The organism is Acinetobacter beijerinckii CIP 110307, assembly GCF_000369005.1.
Classification (GTDB): Bacteria; Pseudomonadota; Gammaproteobacteria; order Pseudomonadales; family Moraxellaceae; genus Acinetobacter; species Acinetobacter beijerinckii.
In genome coordinates, this window is record NZ_KB849764.1 from 315,086 (window position 1) to 338,869 (window position 23,784).

The 23,784-nt window shown below is 36.8% G+C and carries 22 protein-coding genes; 15 read left to right on the forward strand and 7 right to left on the reverse strand.

Translation table 11 applies throughout. From position 1 onward, the window contains the following. The 13 genes from F933_RS17215 to F933_RS03170 form a co-directional block, all read left to right on the forward strand. Window positions 1-1,206, forward strand: a 1,206-nt coding sequence (locus F933_RS17215; RefSeq protein ID WP_005058434.1) for a YadA-like family protein, incomplete at its 5' end; no start/stop codon positions are given. A gap of 220 nt (window positions 1,207-1,426) precedes the next feature. Further along, window positions 1,427-2,434 carry a quinone-dependent dihydroorotate dehydrogenase gene (locus F933_RS03115; RefSeq protein WP_005058436.1) on the forward strand — a complete coding sequence of 336 codons (1,008 nt, stop codon included), beginning with the start codon at window positions 1,427-1,429 and terminating at the stop codon, window positions 2,432-2,434. A gap of 1 nt (window position 2,435) precedes the next feature. Continuing rightward, complete coding sequence (locus tag F933_RS03120) at window positions 2,436-3,029, forward strand: CvpA family protein (protein ID WP_005058439.1); 594 nt, start codon at window positions 2,436-2,438, stop codon at window positions 3,027-3,029. Between the two features lie 24 nt (window positions 3,030-3,053). Then, window positions 3,054-4,592, forward strand: coding sequence for an amidophosphoribosyltransferase (gene purF / locus F933_RS03125; protein ID WP_005053369.1), 1,539 nt, complete (start codon window positions 3,054-3,056; stop codon window positions 4,590-4,592). A gap of 103 nt (window positions 4,593-4,695) precedes the next feature. After that, window positions 4,696-6,585 (forward strand): M48 family metalloprotease, encoded by a 1,890-nt coding sequence (locus tag F933_RS03130; protein WP_171065737.1) that lies wholly within the window; start codon window positions 4,696-4,698, stop codon window positions 6,583-6,585. 128 nt (window positions 6,586-6,713) lie between these two features. Then, entirely contained in the window at window positions 6,714-7,514 is an 801-nt protein-coding gene (locus tag F933_RS03135) for an undecaprenyl-diphosphate phosphatase (protein WP_005053371.1), read from the forward strand. A 102-nt stretch (window positions 7,515-7,616) separates the two neighbouring features. Beyond that, window positions 7,617-8,414 (forward strand): hypothetical protein, encoded by a 798-nt coding sequence (locus F933_RS03140; RefSeq protein ID WP_005058442.1) that lies wholly within the window; start codon window positions 7,617-7,619, stop codon window positions 8,412-8,414. Between the two features lie 110 nt (window positions 8,415-8,524). Beyond that, window positions 8,525-9,508, forward strand: a complete 984-nt coding sequence (locus tag F933_RS03145; RefSeq protein ID WP_005058444.1) for a fatty acid desaturase family protein — start codon at window positions 8,525-8,527, stop codon at window positions 9,506-9,508. 53 nt (window positions 9,509-9,561) lie between these two features. Further along, complete coding sequence (locus tag F933_RS03150; RefSeq protein ID WP_005058446.1) at window positions 9,562-9,984, forward strand: PaaI family thioesterase; 423 nt, start codon at window positions 9,562-9,564, stop codon at window positions 9,982-9,984. Window positions 9,985-10,175: 191 nt separating this feature from the next. Further along, window positions 10,176-11,168 carry a putative solute-binding protein gene (locus tag F933_RS03155; RefSeq protein ID WP_005058448.1) on the forward strand — a complete coding sequence of 331 codons (993 nt, stop codon included), beginning with the start codon at window positions 10,176-10,178 and terminating at the stop codon, window positions 11,166-11,168. Window positions 11,169-11,340: 172 nt separating this feature from the next. After that, window positions 11,341-12,117 (forward strand): hypothetical protein, encoded by a 777-nt coding sequence (locus F933_RS03160; RefSeq protein WP_005058450.1) that lies wholly within the window; start codon window positions 11,341-11,343, stop codon window positions 12,115-12,117. 12 nt (window positions 12,118-12,129) lie between these two features. Beyond that, window positions 12,130-13,260, forward strand: a complete 1,131-nt coding sequence (locus F933_RS03165; protein ID WP_034710346.1) for a toxic anion resistance protein — start codon at window positions 12,130-12,132, stop codon at window positions 13,258-13,260. Between the two features lie 25 nt (window positions 13,261-13,285). Continuing rightward, window positions 13,286-14,200, forward strand: coding sequence for a hypothetical protein (locus tag F933_RS03170; protein WP_005058455.1), 915 nt, complete (start codon window positions 13,286-13,288; stop codon window positions 14,198-14,200). A gap of 22 nt (window positions 14,201-14,222) precedes the next feature. On the opposite strand, the gene F933_RS03175 is transcribed toward F933_RS03170, so the two are convergent. From F933_RS03175 to F933_RS03200, 6 genes are all read right to left on the reverse strand, one after another. Beyond that, window positions 14,223-14,936 (reverse strand): glutamine amidotransferase, encoded by a 714-nt coding sequence (locus F933_RS03175; protein WP_005058457.1) that lies wholly within the window; start codon window positions 14,934-14,936, stop codon window positions 14,223-14,225. Window positions 14,937-15,009: 73 nt separating this feature from the next. After that, window positions 15,010-15,576: a GNAT family N-acetyltransferase gene (locus F933_RS03180; protein WP_005058459.1), complete on the reverse strand. Its 567-nt coding sequence runs from the start codon at window positions 15,574-15,576 to the stop codon at window positions 15,010-15,012. An 11-nt stretch (window positions 15,577-15,587) separates the two neighbouring features. Further along, a complete protein-coding gene (gene eutC / locus F933_RS03185; protein ID WP_005058460.1) occupies window positions 15,588-16,403 on the reverse strand; it encodes an ethanolamine ammonia-lyase subunit EutC in 816 nt (271 codons plus the stop codon). Between the two features lie 10 nt (window positions 16,404-16,413). After that, window positions 16,414-17,799: an ethanolamine ammonia-lyase subunit EutB gene (locus tag F933_RS03190; RefSeq protein WP_005058461.1), complete on the reverse strand. Its 1,386-nt coding sequence runs from the start codon at window positions 17,797-17,799 to the stop codon at window positions 16,414-16,416. A gap of 16 nt (window positions 17,800-17,815) precedes the next feature. Continuing rightward, window positions 17,816-19,252 (reverse strand): ethanolamine permease, encoded by a 1,437-nt coding sequence (gene eat, locus F933_RS03195; protein WP_005058462.1) that lies wholly within the window; start codon window positions 19,250-19,252, stop codon window positions 17,816-17,818. 308 nt (window positions 19,253-19,560) lie between these two features. Beyond that, on the reverse strand, window positions 19,561-20,526 hold the full coding sequence (locus F933_RS03200; protein ID WP_034710349.1) for an alpha/beta hydrolase: 966 nt from the start codon (window positions 20,524-20,526) through the stop codon (window positions 19,561-19,563). 159 nt (window positions 20,527-20,685) lie between these two features. Here F933_RS03200 and F933_RS03205 point away from each other — a divergent pair, with 159 nt between their 5' ends. Then, on the forward strand, window positions 20,686-22,398 hold the full coding sequence (locus F933_RS03205; protein ID WP_005058464.1) for an AAA family ATPase: 1,713 nt from the start codon (window positions 20,686-20,688) through the stop codon (window positions 22,396-22,398). A 9-nt stretch (window positions 22,399-22,407) separates the two neighbouring features. Then, window positions 22,408-22,770: a 5-carboxymethyl-2-hydroxymuconate Delta-isomerase gene (locus F933_RS03210; RefSeq protein ID WP_005058465.1), complete on the forward strand. Its 363-nt coding sequence runs from the start codon at window positions 22,408-22,410 to the stop codon at window positions 22,768-22,770. A gap of 169 nt (window positions 22,771-22,939) precedes the next feature. On the opposite strand, the gene thiM is transcribed toward F933_RS03210, so the two are convergent. Continuing rightward, window positions 22,940-23,755, reverse strand: coding sequence for a hydroxyethylthiazole kinase (thiM, locus tag F933_RS03215; protein ID WP_005058466.1), 816 nt, complete (start codon window positions 23,753-23,755; stop codon window positions 22,940-22,942). Window positions 23,756-23,784: the final 29 nt, after the last annotated feature.

A 23,784-nucleotide genomic window follows, 5' to 3' on the forward strand; every position in this document is an offset into this window, starting at 1 on the left:
GGCGATAAAGGTGATGTTGGCGCAACAGGCGCGACTGGAGCCCAAGGCGTTCAGGGTGACAAAGGCGATAAAGGTGACGTAGGTACGACAGGAGCTCAAGGTATTCAGGGTGACAAGGGCGATAAAGGCGATGTAGGCGCAACTGGAGCTAAGGGAGACAAAGGTGATACTGGGGCTAACGGTAAGAGTGCATATGAAGTTGCGGTAGCTAATGGTTATAACGGTACCGAAAAAGAATGGTTAGCAACGCAGGGTGGTAATAATCCGTATCTTGATGCAAATCCGAATGCTACTTCAACGGGTGCTAAAGCGACTGGAACAGGTGCGACAGCATTAGGTGATGGAGCAGTAGCCGATGGGAATAATAATACTGTTATAGGTTCAGGGGCTTCTGCCAAAGGTGAGTCAAATACTGTAGTGGGCAAAGGAAATAAAGTTGAGGGTAATCGTTCAGGTGCATTTGGCGATCCAAACTTAGTTCAAGGTGATGGAAGTTACGCCGTTGGTAACGATAATACGGTTAAAGGTGATAACAGCTTTGTTGTAGGCAATAATGTTAATACTTCAGCCAAAAACTCAGTTGTGTTAGGTAATGATTCTGCATCTGATCGTGACAATACAGTATCGGTAGGGGCATCAGGTAAAGAGCGTCAAGTGATTCATGTTGCAGCAGGTGTTCAAGATACTGATGCGGTTAATGTGAAACAAATGAAAGATGGCAATGCTAAAGTATTAACAGATGCTAAAACGTATGCTGATGCTGGTGATCAGGCAACATTATCGAGTGCTAAAGGCTACACTGACAGTCGTGAGGTTGTGATGCGTCAAGAATATAAAACTGCTGATGCTAAAGTGTTATCGGATGCTAAAGCATATACCGATACTAAAGTTTTGGATTTAGAAAATAACTTTAGAGACGTTTCAAATCGGTTAGACCAAACGAACCAAGATGTGCGTAAAAACCGTGAAATTGCTGCACAAGGTATTGCAGGTATTACTGCAATGACTAATATTCCGATGCCAGCAGAACAAGGTGCATCCACTGTAGGGGTTGGTATGGGGCATTACGATAGTCAATCTGCAATTGCTGTGGGTGCGAGTCATTATTTTGAAAATGGCGTTGCAGTTAAAGGTGCTTTCTCAACAGGGTTTAACAATGGCAATACTACTGCCGTAGGTGCAGGTGTTTCTTATTCTTGGAAATAACTAATCCATTAAAAATATAGTAAATAGCCAAGCTTCTTTTTACAGCTTGGCTATTTACTTTTTGAAATTTAAGAGAGGATCACATACTTATAATTAGGAATTGTTTAATCTAAAAGCATTAAAGCAAAGACTCTACAAAATAAGCCTATGTCAAGCATGGTGTTTTGTTTAGCCTAAGCCTATAATACTGCTACTTGGAAATCAGTAGACTGTGATTGGTATGTTATATTCATTGGCTCGCCCTTTGTTGTTTACTTTAGCACCAGAGCGTGCACATGAACTTACACTTTCAATGCTTGATAAAGCTCATAAATTTGGACTGATGCATCAAAAAGTTGCACATAAACCTGTGACTTGTATGGGAATCGAGTTTCCAAATCCAGTTGGCTTGGCTGCTGGTCTAGATAAAAATGGAGCACATATTGATGCTCTTGCTGCTTTAGGTTTTGGTTTTATTGAAATTGGAACCATTACTCCTCGCCCTCAAGCAGGTAATCCTTTACCTCGACTATTCCGTATCCCAGAAGCAAAAGCCATCATCAACCGTATGGGATTTAATAATGATGGTGTTGATAAGCTCATTGAGAATGTAAAGGCATCGAAATTCCGAGGTGTTTTAGGAATTAATATCGGTAAGAATGCTGATACGCCTGTTGAAGATGCTGTCTCAGATTATTTAATTTGTTTAGAAAAAGTTTATAACTACGCTTCTTATATCACAGTAAATATCTCATCACCGAATACAAAGAATTTACGTAGTTTACAAAGCGGTGATGCGCTCACAGAGCTGTTACAAACTTTGAAAGATCGACAACTAGAACTTGCTGAACAATACAATCATTATGTTCCTTTGGCACTTAAAGTTGCACCCGATTTAGAATCAGAAGATATTCGCTTTATCTCAATGCAATTAATTAAATTTAAGATTGATGGATTGATTGTGACGAATACAACCTTAGGTCGAGAAGGTGTTGAAAATTTTCATAATGGTAATGAAGCAGGGGGATTGTCTGGCGCACCAGTCTTTGAAAAAAGTACAAAGTGTCTAAGCCAATTTGCAGAGATTCTAGCTGGAAAGATACCTTTAATTGGTGTTGGTGGAATTGTATCTGGAGAACAAGCTGTAGCAAAACAGCAAGCAGGTGCAAGTTTAGTACAGGTCTATAGCGGACTCATTTATACAGGTCCAACCCTTGTAAAAGATTGTATTGATGCGATGACAGTGTGAAATGAACACCCTTGATATCATCATCCTGATCATATTGCTCATTGGAGGGCTTAACGGTTTGCGTCAAGGATTTATAAAAGCCTTTGCGAACTTGATCGGGTGGATATTCGCATTGATCATTGGGGCAAAATACGCAGTTATGTTGGCACCGGCTATGAGCAGTTTGAGCCAAGACCCTGTTGTGCAAAAAATTGCAGCGTTTGCTTTTATTGTCCTGATTATTGTTGTGTGTACTTGGGTCGTTACCGCGCTGTTAAATGGGCTCTTGAAAAGTTTAAAATTGGGCCCATTAAATCGTTTAGCAGGTGGAGCATTTGGCTCATTAAAAGGTTTATTGATTGTTCTAGTTACAATGCAGGGTGTAGGACCTTGGGTTGATAGTTCTCCCCATTGGAAACAGTCCAAATTTGTACAAATTCTTTTACCGTATGCACCTGTAGCAACTGAAATATCTAAAGATGCTGCAAATGAGGCATTAAATCAAATGACATCCGAAGGCGCGTTATTACATCGCCCTTCAACTGAAATGGAAGATTCAGAACAAGCTTCAGTAGATCAACGTTCTGATCATTCTACCAAGAATCCTTTTTATTAATTGCTAGCTCGTTGCGAGGTTGCTATGTGTGGAGTTGTTGGGATTGCTGGTAAATCACCAGTAAACCAAATGTTATTTGATGCCTTGACGATGTTACAACATCGCGGACAAGATGCAGCAGGGATTGTAACTTGCGATCAAGGGCGTTTATTTCTCCGCAAAGATAACGGTATGGTCCGTGATGTATTCCATACTCGTCACATGCGTGCCTTACTTGGTAATTACGGTATTGGGCATGTTCGTTACCCAACCGCTGGTTCATCGAGTAGTGCAGAAGCGCAACCCTTTTATGTCAACTCTCCTTACGGAATTACGCTTGCACATAATGGTAATTTAACCAACGCAGCAGAAATTCATGATGATCTGTTTAAAACAGATCTACGACACATGAATACCGATTCTGATTCTGAAGTTTTACTGAATGTATTTGCACATGAACTACAGAAAATCGGCACATTAAATCCAACACCTGAAGATATTTTTCATACCGTAACGCGTGTTCATGAGCGTTGTAAGGGTGCTTATGGTGTAGTGGCGATGATTACCGGACATGGTTTAGTTGGCTTCCGTGATCCAAATGGTATCCGTCCATTGATTTATGGTTCTAGAGAAACTGATCAGGGTCTTGAATACATTATTGCATCTGAATCTGTTGCTATTACAGCATTAGGTTTCAAAATTGAGCGAGATATCGCGCCTGGCGAAGCAATTTTTGTTGATAGCAAAGGGCAATTATTTACTAAACAATGTGCGGTAGAACCTGAGTATCGCCCTTGTATTTTTGAATATGTGTATTTTGCGCGTCCAGATGCGATTATAGATGGAATCTCTGTTTATAAAGCTCGTTTAAAAATGGGTGAAAAGCTTGCCTATAAAATTTTAAAAGAATGGAGTGAGCAACACGATATTGACGTTGTGATTCCTATTCCAGATACGAGTCGTACTTCTGCATTAGAGTTAGCAAATATTTTAGGTGTGAAATTCCGTGAAGGGTTTATGAAAAACCGCTATATCGGACGTACCTTTATTATGCCTGGTCAACAGCAACGCAAAAAATCAGTGCGTCAAAAGCTGAACCCTGTAGAACTTGAGTTTAAAGGTAAAAACGTTTTACTGGTCGATGACTCAATTGTACGTGGTACAACTTGTAATGAAATTATTCAGATGGCACGTGATTCTGGTGCGAAAAAAGTATTTTTTGCATCTGCTGCACCTATGGTGAAATATCCAAATGTGTATGGTATTGATATGCCAGCAAAATCTGAACTTATTGCATCTGATCGTACTGTTGAAGAAATTCGTGACATCATTGGTGCGGATCGCCTTATTTTCCAAGATTTGGAAGATCTGAAAGATGCAGTTCGTACTAGCAAAGTTCCAGATTTAAGAGAGTTTGATTGCTCTGTTTTTGATGGTGTTTATGTCGCTGGTGGAATTGATAGTGACTATTTGATTAATCTTGAGCAGAAGCGTAATGACACAGCTAAGAAGAAAGCTGATGGTTATATCGATGTTAATATCGATGCTTCTTCTGTTGATTTGACAGGGATTAAAGAAGAGTAATTACTTTAATCAGTAGAAAAGCGGGAATTTCCCGCTTTTTTATTTTATGATAGGTAAGGCAATTAAGCCGTTGACGAAGACAATGTAATAAGGAAAATTTACATTGAAAGAAATGAGCCATTACTTAATTGAAAATAAAAATATTGCTTGGTCAGTAAGCTTTTGCATTCTTGCAATGTTGCTCACTGTTTTTATTCTGAACTTAATTCTGGGTTTGGTGGTTCATTTTTTTGATTATACGCAACCGATTTGGTGGCATGTTCTTAGTCCGTATTTTATTGCAATTTTATTTTTAGTACTTATCTGGTCGGTGGGAGCAGAACTTTATGTTTTGCGCGAAGGCGGACACTCACTTGCAAAGCAACTTAAAGCAAGACGCTTAGTCTTTGATGAAAGCACACCAGAGGAAAGTACTGCTTTAAAAGTTGTCGAAAAAGTTGCCCAAAGTTTTGCGATTGATACCCCCGCTGTTTATGTCTTACCAGATGAAGTCGGTGTTAATGCTTTAACGGCTGGTTTTAAATCACAGGATATTGTGATTATTTTAACTTGGGGAGCATTACAAAATTTAGATGAATTAGAGCTTTATGGTTTATTAAGCTATGAATTTAATCAAATTTTGTCAGGTGAAGCGGTTGAAAATACCAAATTAAAAATACTATACAGTGGTCTAACCACCTTTAGTCAGTGGGGCAGTAAATTAGCTCAAGCAGGGTATAGTCCTTATGCAACATCTTATCGTAATAAGTTTGAAACTATTTTTGTTGCGATTGGTGGTGTGATTTGGTTGATCGGTAGTTTAGGCATTTTAATTACTCGATTGATTAAATATTTAACATTGAGCGGCCGTACTTTCCGTAATGATTTAAAAACTATGCGTTTGATGAATAATAATGCCAATATTCAAACCTTGTTACGGATTTATGTGCATCATTCAGGTTCACAAATTCATAGTGCTTACTCAGAATCGATTTCACATATGTGTTTTGCAAATTCGCTTAGTCCACAAAGTTGGATGAATATTCATCCAAATATTAAAGATCGAATTTATGAGTTGAATCCAACACTATTACAGGATTTACAGCTAGAAAATTTAAGAAAATTACGTAATCGCCCTTTATTTAGTCTATTTCGCTCTTTAGAAGAGGAACTAACAGATCTCAGCGTACCTTGGAGCTCGCCTCAGCCATTACCGTTGTTGCGATTATCTCCAATTAGCTTTGCATTGAATGATGCAATTAAGCCACTTAATTCCGAAATGCGAAAAAATAAAAAACGCCCTGAACTAATTCAGCGCGCCATGCAAACGGCAACTGGTTCAAGAGAAGTGATGGTTGCGATTTTAATGATACGACAATATCGTGAATTTATTCCGCAAGATGCTGCTGTGAGCCATGCAATTGTCGATGCCTTATTAAATCTAGATGGTCGAATTCATGTGCAGATTTTTCATGATGCTTGTAAGAATATTGGGCATATGCCAACCAGTATTGCACGTCAATTTTTGACGAAACTCGCATGTATTATTCAAGAAGATGGTGAAGTGGGTTTGCTTGATGCTTTGTTGCTTGAGCGAGTCAAACATGAACTTAATTTGATGCCAGCGCATCTACCAACTTCTTTTGAAGACGTAAAGTCGCAAATAGTACATTTAATTGATGCTTTATTGCATGTACAACAAATTAATAGCCCAAATCAACTTGAAGTCAGAGAGCGGATTCTACAGCAAATATTAGCACCACATGAGATGCGAATTTATGCAGATATTTCTGATGAACCGCTTGATTTAGCTGAAATATTAAATGATGTTTCTGGATTGCTGCTGAGAGATCGTTTAAATATTTTATCTATAGCCGAACGTTGTTTGTGGAGCGATCGTATTATCACGCAAGATGAGTTAGATGTTTTAGAGCTATTGTACTGGCGTTTGGGTTTTGACACGCGTGAAGTTGTGGAACAAATGCAGAAAAAAAATAGCTTAATGATTATCTAAATATAGTGATCTTTGGATAAATGATTCATTAAAACGTTACGTGACAGTCACATAATTTGATTTAAATTCGGGTTAAGCTTGCCTCTAATTTTTTTAGCTATTTTATATTACGTGCTTTTGAGTAAGTTATGGAACATATTGAAATTTTAAAGGCCTTATTTTTAGGTTTTATTGAGGGTCTCACTGAGTTTTTACCTATTTCGAGTACAGGGCATCTGATTTTATTTGGTCATATGATCGATTTCCATTCAGACGATGGTCGTGTATTTGAAGTTGTTATTCAACTTGGGGCAATTTTAGCTGTATGTTGGTTATATCGTCAGAAGATTTTCGATTTACTTAAAGGCTTTTTTAGTGGCGACGCAGAAGCACGTCATTTTGCATTTAGTGTTTTAATTGCATTTTTCCCTGCAGTTGTGATTGGGATATTTGCAGTAGATTTTATTAAGAGTGTTTTATTTAGTCCCTTAGTCGTTGCTGTCGCATTGATTATCGGTGGTTTGATCATCTTCTGGGTAGAGTCCATTAAATTTGAACATAAAACCACAGAAGCAACCAAGATCACTTATAAGCAAGCATTTTTAGTGGGCTGCGCGCAATGTGTGGCGATGATTCCTGGAACTTCACGTTCTGGTGCAACCATTGTCGGAGGGATGTTCTCTGGTCTATCTCGAAAAGCTGCAACAGAGTTCTCTTTTTTCTTAGCAATGCCAACAATGCTTGGTGCAGCGGTTTTTGATTTGGCTCGTAATGCAGATGTACTCACACAAGACAATATGTTGAATATCGCTGTAGGCTTTGTGGCAGCGTTTATTGCGGCATTGTTGGTTGTCAGTGCATTAGTAAAATTTGTTGAGCGTCATACATTACGTGTTTTTGCATGGTACCGAATTGTACTTGGTATCATTTTATTATTTATTTTTCTATAAAATAATACATCTCCCTTTTAGGAAAATGACTAAAAGGGAGCACTTCTAAGATAAAATTGCGGTTCTTTATTTTTATATCTCACTAATGGTTCAACTGTAAAAATGACAATAGCAAAAATGAATGCACGAGATTTAATTATTGATTTACTTCTTGGGCTACAGGGTCGTGAGATCTCAATTAAGCAAATAATTATTGCAGCGAAACTTTTCGACATTAGTGAAAATAGTATTCGTGTAGCGGTTACTCGCTTGTCAAATGAAGGTGTAATTGAAGCTATTGAACGAGGAATATATCAGTTCACGGCTCAATCACATGAGTGGGCAGACGTGATGCTCAATCGAAAGAATGGTATTAAACAAACTAAACCGTGGAATCATCAATATCTTGCTGTTTTAACTGGGGTGCTCGGGCGAGTCGACCGTACCGCATTGAATCGTAGAGAAAGAGCACTGAAGCACTTTGGTTTCAAAGAGCTTGAGCAAGGAATTTATATACGCCCTGATAATTTGGCAATTCCTTTTAAAGCACTTTTTTTAGAATTACAGACATCTGGTTTAGAGAAAACAGCAAAAATTTGTCAAATTAATGATTTTGATGAATCAACGTTATTCAATATTCCAAAATTGTGGCCGACTCAAACTTTGAATGAAAACTACAAAAAATATAATGGAATGATTCAAAAATGGTTGGATACCGTAGATCAATTAACTCTAGATATTGCCGCTAAGGAATCATTATTACTTGGTCGACAAACGATTTCCTTGCTTATGAATGATCCTTTGTTACCTCAAGATTTTGTCGATGTTGAGTTGCGTCAGGAATTTGCATCAAGCGTACAACGATTAGACCAAACGGGATTGCTCTTATGGCAAAAATTTTATGAGTCTCATTTAATCTAAAATATTACAATAAAATTAATTTTAATATATTGACAGAAATATTACTTGTTTTAAAATAAAACTATAAATTTTGTATTTTTTAAAAATTAAAACAAATATAGGTTAAGGATATGAATACACGTACCGCGATTAGTGATTTATTTTCACGAGAAGAAATCACTGAGTTAACATCAAAGTCTGATATACATGGCAGTTGGGCTGTTTTATCAACATGGGCGGTTATCGGTGGAATTTTCGCAGCTGTAGCAAGTACATGGGAGTATTTACCTGCATGGGGTAAACTACTGATGTGCATCGCTGCTTTAATCGTTTTAGCAGGTCGTCAGCTAGCGCTTGCTATTATTATGCATGATGCATCACACCAAAGTTTATTTAAAACAAAGTGGTTGAATGATGTCGCGACAGATTGGCTATGTGCACGACCAATTTGGAATGATTTGAAAAAGTATCGCGTACATCATATTCGTCATCATAGTAGAACTTCTACTGTGGATGATCCTGATTTGTCGCTAGTAGCTGGTTTTCCAACGTCTAAAAAATCGTTAATGCGTAAATTTTTAAGAGATATTTCAGGAATTACTGGTTTTAAATTTGCTGTTGGTCGTGTTCTAATGGATACAGAGAAAATGGAATGGACTGTGTCGAATGATCGTCGTTGGATTTCCCAAGAAGGTCGACATTGGGCTGACTACGCAAAAGCTTTTTTAAAAAATAGTGGCGGCGCTATTGCAACCAATGCGGCATTATTTTCTGTGCTTTGGGCAGCAGGACATCCAAAATTATATGCACTTTGGGTTTTAGCTTATTTAACACCATTTCCACTATTCCTACGTGTACGCTCAATGGCAGAACATGCAGGTATGCCAACCAGTAATAGTGCTTTGACCAATACTCGTACTACTAAAGCAGGCTACATTGCACGTGCTTTGGTTGCACCAATCCATGTCAACTATCATAAAGAACATCATTTGATGGCAACGGTTCCATATTTTAAATTACCTCGAATGCATCAAATGCTCAAAGATAGAGGTTATGTGTCTGAGCCACCAACTTATTGGCAAGTCTTAAATGAGTTATCAAATAAAGCTGAATAATGATTGCGGTGAATTTTTTAATCAAAATAAATTTTAAAATGTGGAATAAAAAAATGGCGATTGATAAAAACGAAATCATTAATTTTTTAGCGCAAGAGTTTCCTCAAGCGCTCGAAAAAACCAGTATTCAAGAAATAACGGATAGAGGTGCTGAATTATTATATCGTGTTGATCAGAATGATTTACGACCAGGGCAAACAGTTTCTGGCCCGACATTAATGTTAGTTGCAGATTTCGCCCTTTATGTCGCAATCATGGGGCATCTAGGTTTAATTGCGATGGCAGTAACCACAAATATGACGATAAATTTTTTTCGCAAACCGAATGGAAATCAAAATATTCGTGCAGTGTGTAAATTAATTAAGGTCGGACGAACACTAGTTACAGGTGAAGTTTGGTTATATTCAATCGGTGATGATGAACCGGTAGCACATGTGATAGGAACTTATGCTATCCCGACAAAACCGATCCAATAATTGAGTTTCCAAAACAATCATTTTATCAACATGCTTAGAAACGATTTTATCAACCCATGAAATAACAATTAAAACATATGCTTAAAAACAATTGACTTTAATTGGTCTGAAAATATTTATGATGTCATAGGAACATATTTGAAAATGGAGTGAGATGGATATCTATAAAAATCTTTTTCGGGAGGAATGAGATGATAAATAAAAAATTATTGGTCGGTGTGCTATTTTCAGGTTTGGCGTCTTTTACTCAAGCGAAACAAATTGTTTGCATCTTTGATCCAGTTGGTAAATCAGGTGATGCCTTTGCATTAGCTAAAGATTATGCTTTAGAAGCGAAGAAGTGGGGTGCAGATATCGAATTACGTGCTTACGTAGATGAACGGATTGCAGCAGAGAATCTCAAAGTTGGTCATTGTGACGGAGCAATTATTAGTGGTTTACGAGGCAGGCAATTCAATAAATATATCGGCTCATTAGATGCAATTGGTGCATTAACAGATATGAAAACCGCAATTCTTGCATATCAAATTTTGTCTAAACCTCATGCAGCTCAAAGCATGATCAATGGTTCTTATGAAATTGCAGGTTTAGGTACAATTGGTCCAGCGTATCTATTTGTCTCAGATCGAAACATCAATACTTTAGCGAAAGCTGCGGGTAAAAAAATAGGTGTATTTGCTTATGATGAAGCTCAACCTCGTTTAGTAGCTCAGGTTGGGGCGCAAGCTGTATCTGTTGATGTCACAACAGCCGGGCCAAAATTTAATAATCATCAAATTGACATTGTGCCTGCTCCGATTGTTGCTTATAAGCCACTTGAGTTGCATAAAGGGTTGGGTGAAAACGGTGGTATTGTTAAATTTCCACTGACGCAAATATCAGCTAATTTTATTATTCGAAAAGAAAAATTTCCTGAGGGTTTTGGGCAGAAATCAAGAGAATGGGTCGCTGGTCAATTGGGTCGAACTTTCAATATTATTTCCAAATATGAAAAAGAGATTCCAGCGAAATATTGGATGAATATTTCAGCTGAAGAACAGGTTAATTATATGAAAATGATGCGTGAAGCACGGATTTCATTAACTAAAGCTGGCGTTTACGATCCGAAAATGATGAGTTTCCTTAAAAAAGTTCGGTGCAAACAAAATCCAAATAGTTTTGAATGCGCATTAAATGATGAATAGTCGATGAGATGATTCGGTAATAAGCCTTCTTAACTTATTGTGGTTGAGAAGGTTTTGCTCAGAATAGCTAGGACAATATTAAAAACATAACAACATTTAAGTATGCGAAAAATCAATAACATGCTAAAACTAAATATGTTCAGATTTCTTTGTTGTTACTCGTTTTAATGATATGGCTACAGCACTCGACTTAACACCTTTATCGCAAATTGAGTCAAATCAAGACCATATTTTGGCGATTAAGCGTAATGATTTATTGCCTTTGCTCAATGATCCTCATCTTTTAAATCATTATGCCGATCATTTGGTACAGGCTCAAAGTGTATTGTTGAATGGTGTTGATCCTAAGCTGAATCAACAACTAAGTGAAGTAATTACACAAATTATTCAGCAATTATCAGTGTCCAAAAAATATTTAGGTGGTCGTCGCTTTAACGCATTGCAAAAATGGTTGGGCATTGATATTGAATATGATGCCGGGCAAGTGAAATATATTAAAGACTTAGATCGCTTAATTAATGAAGCCAATCATTTAAGTCAAAAATTACAGATTGAAATTCAAAAATCACAATCGAGATTACAACAAGCACTTGGCTTAAGGGAACAAATGGCAGCTTATATTTTTGCTGCTAATGAGTTTCTAAATGAATATCCGCAGTTTAGCAAACAACAAGTGCTTGATCATTTTGTGGAGCGCTTATCAAAAAAAATTAATACGTTACAAACTTTACAAAGCAGTAATGACATTGCGATGAAACAAATGCAATTGTCACAGCATTTATCATTTAGCCTATTAGATCGTTTTAAAGAGGCTCAACAAGTTTTGATTCCTGCATGGCAATATCATTTGAAGCAAAGTCACGAATCTCATTCAGCTGCGACGCTTGAAGAGTTAGACAAGAGTAGAGAAAAACTGATCCAGAATTTGAAAAAATCATTACAGAAATAAGAGGGGAATATGATGTCAGATTTAGAACTTAATAAAGTCTCAAATGAGGTTGTACTAAAAGAAGAGCAACGCTTTGAGCAACTGAACTTAAAAGAATTAGGATTGCAACCGCAAGATTTTTCAGAAGTAATGGATGCTCATAAAGAACTTGCAGATATCAGCACAACAGTAGTTGCTGAGTATGGTAAAAATATTGCGAATAAAACCTCTACTTATACAGATGAGTTATTAAATCTTGTTCAAAATAAAGACTTGGATGCGACAGGTCAAAAATTGAATGAGGTTGTGCAAGTGGCTCAGCAATTGAACACTTCAAGTATCTTGAATAAGTCTAAAAACTCTGGCTTTTTCGGAGGCTTACTGAGTAAGTTTAAAGGCGCTAAACAAAGTTTTGATCAGCATTTTAATACCACGAAAGAACAAATCGATGTGTTGGTGAAAGAGATTGAAAGCTCACAGTCTGGTTTAAAAGCACGTGTTGGAACGTTGGATAAAATGTTTGATGCTGTCCAAGAGGAATATAAACAGTTGGGTGTTTATATCGCTGCTGGGCAATTAAAACAACAGGATATTCAACAACAAATATCAAGCTTGACGACACTAGAGCAAGATCAAAAAACCACGCAGCAAATTTATGATTTTAATCACTTGGCAAACAACCTTGAAAAAAGAGTGAGTGATTTACAAGTTTTACAGCAGTCTGCGATGCAAACTTTACCAATGATTCGTATTATTCAATCAAATAATTTGATGTTAGTTGATAAGTTCTATGCAATTAAGAATATTACCTTACCTGCATGGAAGAATCAGATTAGTTTAGCGATCTCTTTGCAAGAGCAAAAGAATAGTGTGCAGCTCGCAAAAGCTATTGATGACACCACAAATGAATTGTTACGACGAAATGCAGAATTATTACATCAAAACTCAGTTGATACTGCTAAAGCCAATCAGCGTTCAGTAATTGATGTGGAAACACTTGAACATGTTCAAAACACCCTCATTAAAACAGTAAATGATGTTATTCAAATTCAGAAAGAAGGTATGCAAAAACGAGCAGAGGCAACAACGCGGTTACGTGCATTACAAGAGAGTTTGAATCATTTAGTTCTGGAAAATAGCGGACAAAATACCCCTAAGTCTTAGATTAAATTTACTGAAGGAAAGATCATTGTCACCCATAGATGAATTTAGTGTGCAACCCATTGACCAACGTTTGGATGTTTTAAAAAAGCGTCAACGTCATTTGATGATCTGGTTTTTTCTAACCGGTGCGTTAGCAGTTGTTACTATTGCATTTTTATTTTTGCAAAAAGAATTTATCTATCGTTTCTATGATCTTTCAATTTATGTACAAGCTTTAGATCTACCTTATCATGTTCAGGAATTAGTTCCTTTTAAACAGCCTATTGATTATTTTTTTAATTTAATCTCATGGTTTGGTTGGCTATTTCTCAAAATATTTGGTGCATTTATTGGTGCATTTGTTGTCGTCAGTTTGCTAAAAAAAATCAGTTTTTTAAAGAGACGCTTACAGGGCTGGACTCAAAAGATTTTGGCATGGGTGATTGGTTTTATTTTGATTTGGTCCAGTTTGGCTTATATCCAATATGACTGGAAAGATGAAACTAAGCAGGCATATCAGCAATGGATGAGTTATGAAAATAATATTGCTGAAAGTCAGATCGCGCAAGATTTGTATCAAGCTGATGTTAGCTCAACCGAAAAAGCTTATGTATTGGCTCAAGTCGCTTTATTACATCAGCCTGTAGATCGAAAAACATCAAATATCTATGTTAATCAACTCATTAAAGCCGAAAAAAGTAATCCATCTAAATTTCAAGAATATGATTTTAAGCCAGAACAGTTGTGGGTGATGCAACAACAACTCTATGGCAAAAGTATTACTTCGATAACACAACCTTTAGATTTACGTGCTCAACAAGCTGAGCGTATTTCAATGATTGTGAATGTGATTTTATGGATTTTTACTGTTCTAATGTTAGCTATGTGTGGAATTTTTTATCTACTTGCGAAACATTTAAAAAATCGTCGTTATCGAATTGGGCATAAATTGGAAATCTAATAAATAGATTTCCAATTGATTGTTAAATTTTTTCTAAAAAAGTCTGAATAACTTCACGAGATTTGCTCTCTAATTTTTTTGCATAAAGTTTGTTATCTTCTCTTAATTGAGGGATTGATAAGCCTGCATGTCGTATCTCACAAGTATGGCCAATCAACCACTTCTCAAAACTTTCTTCAATCATTTCAAGATGAAATTGTAAGGCTAGAATATTATTTCCTACTGAAAATGCCTGATTCGGATAAATGGTTGAACTTGCAAGTAAAGTCGCATTATTTGGTAACTCAAAAGTATCACCATGCCAGTGTAAAACTTTGATATTTTCAAGTGATGTTAAGACATTACTATCACTATCTAATGACTTAATTTCTAATTCGCTCCAACCTATTTCCTTTTGATGTCCTGCATATACTTTAACACCAAGTGCATGCGCAATAAGTTGGGCGCCTAAGCAAATACCTATGGTAGGTTTGTTTTCTAGCAATCGCTGCTTCAGACCTTCAAGTTCATCCTTTAGAAAAGGATAGTCCTCTGTTTCATATACACCAATTGGACCACCTAAAATAACGGTGAGTCCTTCATAATTGAGAGCAGGTGTTAGATCATCAACACCAGCTTCAAAATACCTGACACGAAAACCAAAATCATAAAAAATATTTTCTAAGGAACCTAAATCTTCAAAGGCAAGATGTTGAATCGCATATATTGTTTTAGGAAGGGATGTTTGTAGGCTCATATCAATACTTCTTGTTTATTCAGGCTAAATCATAACGGTTCAATACATGATTATATTCAAAAATAAATAAGTATTAATGTTGTTTAGTCGTATTCCAATCAGATAATAATAATCCGTATTGTAATAAATCATGGTGTTGATTTGACCAATAGCCAGCTTCTCTAAGTAAGCCTTCATTCCTAAAACTTAAATTTTCGATTAAACGAAGAGATTGTACATTTTTAGGATGAATGAGCGCTTCGATTCGATTTAACATCATTTCAGTAAAACCCCACGGGATAATTGTATTTAGTGCTTCAAACATGTAGCCATTCCCCCAAGCAGATGAAGCAAGTTCATAGCCAACGCTACATTTTTTCCAATTTGTGTCCCAACGGAACAGACCACAAGTTCCGATTAAATGATCTTCTCCTTTTAGCTGTATACCCCATCTTGTACCTGAATTAGCCTGAATTCTCCAGTTTGCAAAAAGTTCGATAATGCTTTGTGCTTGTTCTGATGATTGGATTGGATTTGTACCAAACCAACGCATTGCTTCAGTATCACTGTAAATTTCAAAAATTTGTTGAATATCAGTCTGAGTAATTTCACGTAGAATCAGTCTTTTGCTTGTAAGCGTAGGAAAGGGAGTCGATGGCATCGTTATTTGTCTTAAAAAAGTAATTGAGATGAATCTGTTTGTTGAATGCTAGGAACTTGATGTTCATCTTTTAAATCAACGCCAGAAAAACCAAGCTGTTTTGAATTTTTCATCAACTTAATCAAGCGTTGTGTTGCAATTGGGATACTCAGTCCAGCGGTTCGAACATTTGAAATACAATTACGTTGGGCATCTGTCGAACCTGTATGCGCATCCCATGTATAGTACACGCCCATGCTATCTGGAGAGCTCAACCCTGGGCGTTCGCCGATGAGCATGACCAGCATAGGTGCTTTCAAAATTTCCGCGACATCATCTCCTAAAGCGACTCTACTGCCAGTTGCAATGATGACAGGAGCAAGTGCCCAATCTTCTTGTTGAATTTGTTTTGCTAAAGACAGAATAAAAGATATTGCATTTGATTCGATTGCACGGGCAGACAATCCATCTCCTACAACAATACAAACATCGTATTTCTCAGCTTTATTGCTAAATTTATTTACTAAGCGTTCTTTTGAGTCTTTCGATAATTGTCGCCCTAAATCAGGTCGCTTGAGATATGTTTGTTTGTCTTTAGCATTACTTTCTACATGGATACTTTCTATAAACTGCTTAGATAAATGTTCAGATAAATAATGAGTGTCTAATTTCTGGTAAACAGCATCCTGAGCTTGAGCATGCGCTAATTGAAAATCTAATAATACTTTGGTTGGCAAACTACATCCCGTACGACCCAAAGCGATTCTTGCATCTGTAAATTGCTTTAGTTTTTCCCATTGATCTTGATGTGTTGATGATGGGTATTGAATATCAGGAGTCAGCTTCATTGTATTGCTCCTAGTTCATGAGTAAACGAGAGAACTGTTCAGGCATTTGTTCTGCCCAATGAATATGGGCATTTTGCTGTTTAAAAATACCTTGTTGTTCTAGCCATTTAGAAAATTCAGGGGTAGGTTTCAGGCCCAATAATTGTCTTAAATACAATGCATCATGGAAAGATGTCGTTTGGTAGTTCAACATAACATCATCCGAACCAGGTATACCCATAATGAAATTCAGCCCAGCAGCACCAAATAGAGTGAGTAATACGTCCATATCATTTTGATCAGCATCAGCGTGATTGGTATAGCAAATATCACAACCCATTGGTAAGCCGAGTAGTTTTCCACAAAAATGATCTTCTAACCCAGCTCGAATAATTTGTTTACCGTTATAAAGATATTCAGGTCCAATAAAACCAACAACTGTATTGACTAATAAAGGTTGATATTTTCTCGCTACTGCATAAGCCCGTGTTTCTAGTGTTTGCTGATCAACTCCATGATGAGCATTACTTGAAAGCGCGCTGCCTTGTCCAGTTTCAAAGTACATGACATTATTTCCTAAAGTTCCTCGGTTTAATGCCAAAGTCGCCTCATAACCTTCTTGTAATAACGCTAATGAGATACCAAATCCTTCATTGGCACGTTGTGTTCCTGCAATAGACTGAAACATCAAATCAATAGGTACATTTCTTTCTGCTAATTGAATTCCTGAGCTAATGTGGGTGAGTACGCATGATTGAGTTGGGATTTGATATTCTTGAATCACATGATCCAAAAGCTTTAAAAGTTCCGTTAGATTATGCAAATTATCCGTCGCAGGATTAATCCCAATAACAGCATCGCCATTGCCATACATTAGCCCATCTAAAATACTTGCAGAAATACCTAATAGGTCATCCGTTGGATGATTGGGTTGTAATCGAGTGGAAAGATGACCTTTTAAACCAATTGTATTTCGAAATTGTGTAATTACTTCGCACTTGCTTGCGACATAGATGAGGTCTTGGTTACGCCTGATTTTACTCACAGCAGCAACCATTTCTGGAGTGAGTCCAGATACTAAAGCAGTAAGTGTTTCTGAAGTTGCCTGCTCGCTAAGTAACCAGTTGCGGAAATCTCCGATAGTAAAATGTGAGATAGGATTAAATGCCTGAGCATTATGCTCATCGATAATCAATCGTGTCACTTCATCGATTTCATAGTCGACGACAGCCTCATTGAGAAATGTTTTTAAGGGAAGATCAGCCAATGCCATTTGTGCGGCAACACGTTCAGTTGCATCGAATGCAGCAACACCCGCAAGTTCATCACCTGAGCGTAAAGGTGTTGCTTTTGCCATAAGTGTTTTCAAATCTGCAAAATGATATTGTTGATTGGCAACTATAATTCGATAGCTCATTTTTCATCCTTAATCTTTATAGTGTTTTCTCGGCAGCTTTAATATTTGCAAATTCTTCTTCTGGCGTACCTTTTACTAAATGATAACGGCTATAGAGTAAAAAGTAAGCAATAAAGCATGCATAAATAAGTGCTGCAATGAACCATATTTTCGGATTAACAACAAAGCCTGCAACGACGGCAGCAATTGCCATGATAAGTGCAAGAGAGGAAGTTATTATTCCTCCTGGCGTTTTATAAGGGCGGGGCATATCTGGTTTGGATAAACGAAGCTTAATATGAGAAAGTAAAATGAGGACATAAGAAATTGTTGCACCAAACACGGCAATTAAGATTAATGAATCACCTTCTTTAGTCAAAGACAGCAAGAAGCCAATAATCCCTGGAATAATGATAGCTAAATAAGGTGCTTTATTTTTATTGGTTAATGATAATGATCTTGGTAAATATCCAGCACGAGACAAGGCAAAAATTTGTCTTGAATATGCGTAAATAATTGAGAAAAAGCTCGCGATTAAACCTGCTAAACCCACAAAATTAACAAATGTAGCAACCCATATTTCAGTTCCATACACTTTGATCAGAGCATCGACTAACGGGGCGCCTGAGTTTTGTATATTACTTGCTCCCGCAGCGCCCACACCTAATATCAAAATAAGCAGCGCGAAAGCAGTTAAAATAAACATCGCACCCATGAGTCCGCGTGGTAAAGATTTCGCAGGATCTTTGGTTTCTTCGGCAGCAAGTGGTACGCCTTCAACTGCTAGGAAAAACCAAATTGCGAATGGTACAGCAGCCCAAATACCGATATAACCATGTGGAAGAAAAGCGCTGGCTCCAAATGCATTACCGACAGGTATATCAAATAAATTTTGTAGATTAAAATGAGGTGCCATAGCGGCAATAAAAACCACTAGAGCAATAACAGCAATAAGCGTAATGGCAAATATAATTTTAAGTGCCTCACCAGCACCTTTTAAGTGAATTCCCATAAAGACGAGATAGCAAAATAGATACACCATCCAACCATTTAAACCAAATAACGACTCACAATATCCGCCAATGAAAACAGCAATTGCAGCAGGGGCGATCGCGTATTCAATTAAAATGGCAGTTCCTGTTAGATAACCTCCAAGAGGACCGAAAGCTGCACGTGCAAAACTATAGCCTCCGCCAGCAGTTGGCATCATCGTTGACATTTCAGACATCGAAACGCATAAACATAAATACATGATCGCAACCAGTACGGTTGCGATAAACATTCCACCCCAACCACCTTGAGCAATACCGAAATTCCAGCCAGCAAAATCCCCAGAAATGACGTAGGCTACACCCAAACCGATCAGAAGAACCCATCCGACTGTACCTTGTTTCAATTGTCGTTGTGAAAAATATTCAGCTGATGAGATTTCAGTTTGGGAGGAGGTGCTTGATACAGTGTTTGATTGATTCATACAAGATTACTCATCAGAGTGAATTTGTATCAAACAGTGCAAAAGTAATGCCCAATTTTGAAAAAAAATCTAATAGTCTGCTTTTTTTATTCCAAATGATAAAAATAGTAATTTTTTCAGAAGCTTTTGATTTTAATTTGATGACTGAATTGAAACTTTAGGAATCAAGCTATCGTGCAACGATCTATAATTTATCTAACAAATATATGGTTGCGCACCAAGATGATGCGCAACACAGAATAAAAAGAACTTCAATATATTTGTATATATGAAGCTCTTTTATAAATTTACTTTTAGAAAAATTAACTCTAAGCGATCTTTTGATCAAGCCAATCAAATAATGCCTGATAGACTTTTTCACGAACAGGAGGTGAGGATAATACAAGGTCATGTAGACCATTGTGTATTGCGAGTGTTTGTATATCACCTTTCATTTTTTTAGCGTTATTAGTCATGTCTTTAACGTCAAGAATGACATCACTTTGTTGGGCATCTAATCCCCATTTTCTAGGATATTTAGATTGATGCGAGTGCATAATCAATGTTGGGATATTTAATCTAATGCCTTGATGTACTTCTTTTTGAGCTTCATGGATTGCGTGTACAAAGCACAATCTAACAAATGGAACCGATTTTGGTTTCCAATTTAAATTGAAGTCCCATTCTCCATAAAAGTCTTGATGTAAACTTGGTGTGTACCACTGATTTAAACCGCTTGGAAATTTTGCGTTGGGTAAACGTTTGCCAATTTCACTTAAAACAGGAATTCCAACTTTTTTCTCTAAGAGACTTTTATAGAAATCATAAAATGGACTATTGGTCCATAAGGCTTTAATCAGACGATGGTCTGGATAATGTGCTGCGTACAAAGTAGTAATTAAGCCACCAGTTGAATGCCCAGCAAGTAAAACTTGGTTGTGGTTTTCTTGACCAATAATTTCCAGTGCTTTGCTTATTTCAGCATCATATTCACGTAAATCAAGGACATAATAAAGCTTTTGATGTGGTAATTTTGAACGTCCATATTTTCTTAGATCAAGAGCGTAAAAATCATAACCATGTTCATTGAATTGCTCAGCCATTTCTTTTTGAAAGAAATAATCAGCAAATCCGTGGATATATAAAACTGCCTTCTTTGTTGCTTGTGCTGCTTTTTTTCTAATTAATGTTGCAATGACTTTACCATCGTAGTCATCAGCAAAATTTAAAGTCATTTGCTGATAAGTATCACCCAATATATCTGTTTGATATGTATAAAGATTTGAAGTAGGCATTTTTATATCAAGTCTGAATTCATTTACAAACACATTAAATGAAAACCTTTGGATGTCAATGTAAAAATGAGATATATCGAGTTCTCAAATACGCTTTGAGTTTTTACTTTTCATAAAAAATCGTTAAGCTATGTGCTGTTGTTTTTGACTGACGAAATTATGAAACAAGAGACTGCACTAAATTTACTTAAAGCTGGAGAAAATGTTTTTTTAACGGGTTCGGCTGGTGCAGGTAAAACGTACACACTTAATCAATATATTCATTATTTAAAAGCACGAAAAGTTCCTGTTGCGATTACTGCTTCTACTGGAATTGCCGCGACGCATATGAATGGTATGACCATTCATACATGGGCAGGCATAGGTATTAAAGATAGTTTGAGTGATGATGATCTCAAGCGTATGAAAGAGCGTAAATATTTAAAAGAGCATCTAGAAAATGCCCAAGTGTTGATTATTGATGAAATTTCAATGTTGCATGCTAAGCAACTGAATTTAGTGAATCAGGTCTTAAAATACTTCAAAGAAAGTGATGAAGCTTTTGGTGGTATCCAAGTTATTGTCGCTGGAGATTTTTTCCAATTACCGCCAGTTGGTAAAAAAGAAGAAAGCAATCGAGATAAGTTTTGCTTTATGTCAGATGCGTGGGTAGAAGCGAAATTTCGAGTTTGTTATTTGTCGGAACAACATCGTCAAGATGATGAAACGCTCAATAAAATTCTGAATGCAATCCGTGCTCAGAATATTCAAGATCATCATGTTAGTGCCTTACAGCAATCACGTCAGCACGATATTGGCGATACCTTTACTCGTCTCTACACTCACAATATGGATGTTGATAACATCAACTATCAACACTTGAATGAGATTGATAACGAAAGCCATCAATTTAATGCTGTACTTGATGGTAATGATAAGTTGATTGAAACGCTAAAATCCTCAGTTCGCGCACCAGAAGAGTTAACGCTTAAAAAACATGCCAAAGTGATGTTTGTTAAAAATAATTTTGATATGGGGTATATCAACGGTAGTTTGGGTGAGGTGATTGGCTTTGAAGAAGATGATAAACAAGGCATTTTACCTAAAGTTAAATTAACTGATGGAACAACGCTATTAGTTGAACCTGAGACGTGGTCAATTGAAAATGAAGCAGGTAAAGCAATTGCAAGTTTTCAACAAATTCCATTACGTCTAGCTTGGGCAATTACCATTCATAAAAGCCAAGGTATGACATTAGAAGCAGCAGAAATTAACTTAACGCATACTTTTGAAAAAGGTCAGGGTTATGTGGCTTTATCACGATTAAAGTCCATGACAGGACTGAAACTGCTCGGATTTAATGAACAAGCACTTGAATTAGATAGTTTAGCGATTAAAGCTGATCGTCGTTTTCAAGAACTATCTAAGGAAGCTGAAGTTAATTTTGAAAATATTGACTTAACCACACAACACAATGCATTTATTCGACATTGTGGTGGTACATTAAATGCGACAGAAATTAATCGTAATGAAAAGAAACTTTCTAAAAGCACGAAGCAAAATTACGCAGCAGCAACACTAGACGAAACGCGTGCATTATTTGAAGATGGATATGAAATTGAAGATATCGCACATGAACGTGGCTTAACCCCAGCTACGATTATTAACCACTTAGCGCGTTTACAAAAAGAACAAGGCTTAGATATTTCAGTTGCTAACCCTGGCGAAGAAGTTATTGAAGAAGTTCGTAAAATTTATAAACGCTTACATAAACGCAAGAATCCTGAACATTTTACCGATGATGGTGCAATCAAGTTGCGTCCAATCGTTGAAGCAACAAGTCCACGCATGGCTTATGATCAAGTCCGTTTAGCGCTTTTATTTATTGAATAGGAAGTTAAAATGCCTCATCTGATTGCTCACTATTCAGCAAATTTAATTGAATTAGATCAGCATGCCTTACTCAAAGTTGTGAATACTGCATTGATTGAAACTGATTTATTCAGTGTTAGTGATATCAAATCGCGCATTTTCAAAGATGACGTGTTTTTGATTGGTTTAGAAGAAAATCAAGAAGCCTATATTCATCTGAAACTTTATCTCTTGAGTGGACGAACTGAAGCGCAAAAACAAGTGGTGGGTGAGGCATTACTTGGTGTACTTGAGCAAAAAAACTATATGAAAGCTAAGATTGAAAACTCAATACAAGTTTGTGTAGAGGTCATTGATATGCCAAGAGAGTTTTATTTTAAAAGCGATAATTGAGCCATAATTAGAAAGTAAAATTCGGAAAGAACTTTGACGAATTGATGTAAAAGTTAGTCCTTTGATCTAAAAAACTTCAAAACTTTGTTTACTATGTACATGAGTCAGATTTTGATTACAAACTTTTATTATTTCAATAATTTGTGAGCTCTGCTAAAACAGAGCTACATTAAAGAATCACGATATCCACATATTGCCGAATCAAATTATCATCCAACATATGTACATAATCTAAAAACGCTACATTGAAGCTACCCACAGTCTGAGCGTGTTCAAATGCCAGTTTTCCTGCAATTGAAAAATGAATATGTGAGGCGAGGGCAGCAATTGTGGGATTGCTTACAGCGTTATATGCTGCTGTTAATGCCCCCAAAGCACAACCTGTTGCTGTGATTTTGGGTTGTAAATAACACCCCCCATTCACCTGAATAACGCTATCAAAATGTTTGGAAATGATATAGTCAGATTCACCAGAAATCGCAACACACTCAGTATGCTGTAACAAGCTTTTTGCTTGAGCATAAACATCTTGGCTATTTAATGTACTGTCTACACCTTTAGATTGATTTTGACTTCCTGCTAGCGCACTTATTTCTGAGGCGTTGCCACGAATGATACTCGGTTTAAATTCTAAAAGTTGCTCAACAGTTTCACTACGCCATTTTAAAATTGCTCCATAACCAACTGGATCAAGTATCCAAGGGACTTGATGTTGTTGAGCAGTTTTAGTTGAAATTAACATGGCTTGAGTTTGTTCAGTTGTTGGTGTCCCTAAATTAATACTCAAGGCAGAACTGATTTTTGTAAAATCTTCAGCTTCAAAAGGATTATCAATCATTGCAGGTGATGCACCAGCTGCAAGTAAAATGTTCGCGACATAATTACTGGCTACGCTATTGGTGATACATTGTACAAGTGGTGTTTGACTCTGCAAGGAATGCCAAGCTTCGATGACTTGTTCAATTAGTTGTTGTTTTTGTGACATCTTGCAGCCCCTTGAATGCACTCAAAAAA

Excerpts from the sequence above, each read along its gene's own strand:
- F933_RS03115 (WP_005058436.1), top strand. The coding sequence starts at position 1,427 with ATGTTATATTCATTGGCTCGCCCTTTGTTGTTTACTTTAGCACCAGAG.
- F933_RS03120 (WP_005058439.1), top strand. The coding sequence starts at position 2,436 with ATGAACACCCTTGATATCATCATCCTGATCATATTGCTCATTGGAGGG.
- purF (WP_005053369.1), top strand. The coding sequence starts at position 3,054 with ATGTGTGGAGTTGTTGGGATTGCTGGTAAATCACCAGTAAACCAAATG.
- F933_RS03135 (WP_005053371.1), top strand. The coding sequence starts at position 6,714 with ATGGAACATATTGAAATTTTAAAGGCCTTATTTTTAGGTTTTATTGAG.
- F933_RS03140 (WP_005058442.1), top strand. The coding sequence starts at position 7,617 with ATGACAATAGCAAAAATGAATGCACGAGATTTAATTATTGATTTACTT.
- F933_RS03145 (WP_005058444.1), top strand. The coding sequence starts at position 8,525 with ATGAATACACGTACCGCGATTAGTGATTTATTTTCACGAGAAGAAATC.
- F933_RS03150 (WP_005058446.1), top strand. The coding sequence starts at position 9,562 with ATGGCGATTGATAAAAACGAAATCATTAATTTTTTAGCGCAAGAGTTT.
- F933_RS03155 (WP_005058448.1), top strand. The coding sequence starts at position 10,176 with ATGATAAATAAAAAATTATTGGTCGGTGTGCTATTTTCAGGTTTGGCG.
- F933_RS03160 (WP_005058450.1), top strand. The coding sequence starts at position 11,341 with ATGGCTACAGCACTCGACTTAACACCTTTATCGCAAATTGAGTCAAAT.
- F933_RS03165 (WP_034710346.1), top strand. The coding sequence starts at position 12,130 with ATGTCAGATTTAGAACTTAATAAAGTCTCAAATGAGGTTGTACTAAAA.
- F933_RS03175 (WP_005058457.1), bottom strand. The coding sequence starts at position 14,936 with ATGAGCCTACAAACATCCCTTCCTAAAACAATATATGCGATTCAACAT.
- F933_RS03180 (WP_005058459.1), bottom strand. The coding sequence starts at position 15,576 with ATGCCATCGACTCCCTTTCCTACGCTTACAAGCAAAAGACTGATTCTA.
- eutC (WP_005058460.1), bottom strand. The coding sequence starts at position 16,403 with ATGAAGCTGACTCCTGATATTCAATACCCATCATCAACACATCAAGAT.
- F933_RS03190 (WP_005058461.1), bottom strand. The coding sequence starts at position 17,799 with ATGAGCTATCGAATTATAGTTGCCAATCAACAATATCATTTTGCAGAT.
- eat (WP_005058462.1), bottom strand. The coding sequence starts at position 19,252 with ATGAATCAATCAAACACTGTATCAAGCACCTCCTCCCAAACTGAAATC.
- F933_RS03200 (WP_034710349.1), bottom strand. The coding sequence starts at position 20,526 with ATGCCTACTTCAAATCTTTATACATATCAAACAGATATATTGGGTGAT.
- F933_RS03205 (WP_005058464.1), top strand. The coding sequence starts at position 20,686 with ATGAAACAAGAGACTGCACTAAATTTACTTAAAGCTGGAGAAAATGTT.
- F933_RS03210 (WP_005058465.1), top strand. The coding sequence starts at position 22,408 with ATGCCTCATCTGATTGCTCACTATTCAGCAAATTTAATTGAATTAGAT.
- thiM (WP_005058466.1), bottom strand. The coding sequence starts at position 23,755 with ATGTCACAAAAACAACAACTAATTGAACAAGTCATCGAAGCTTGGCAT.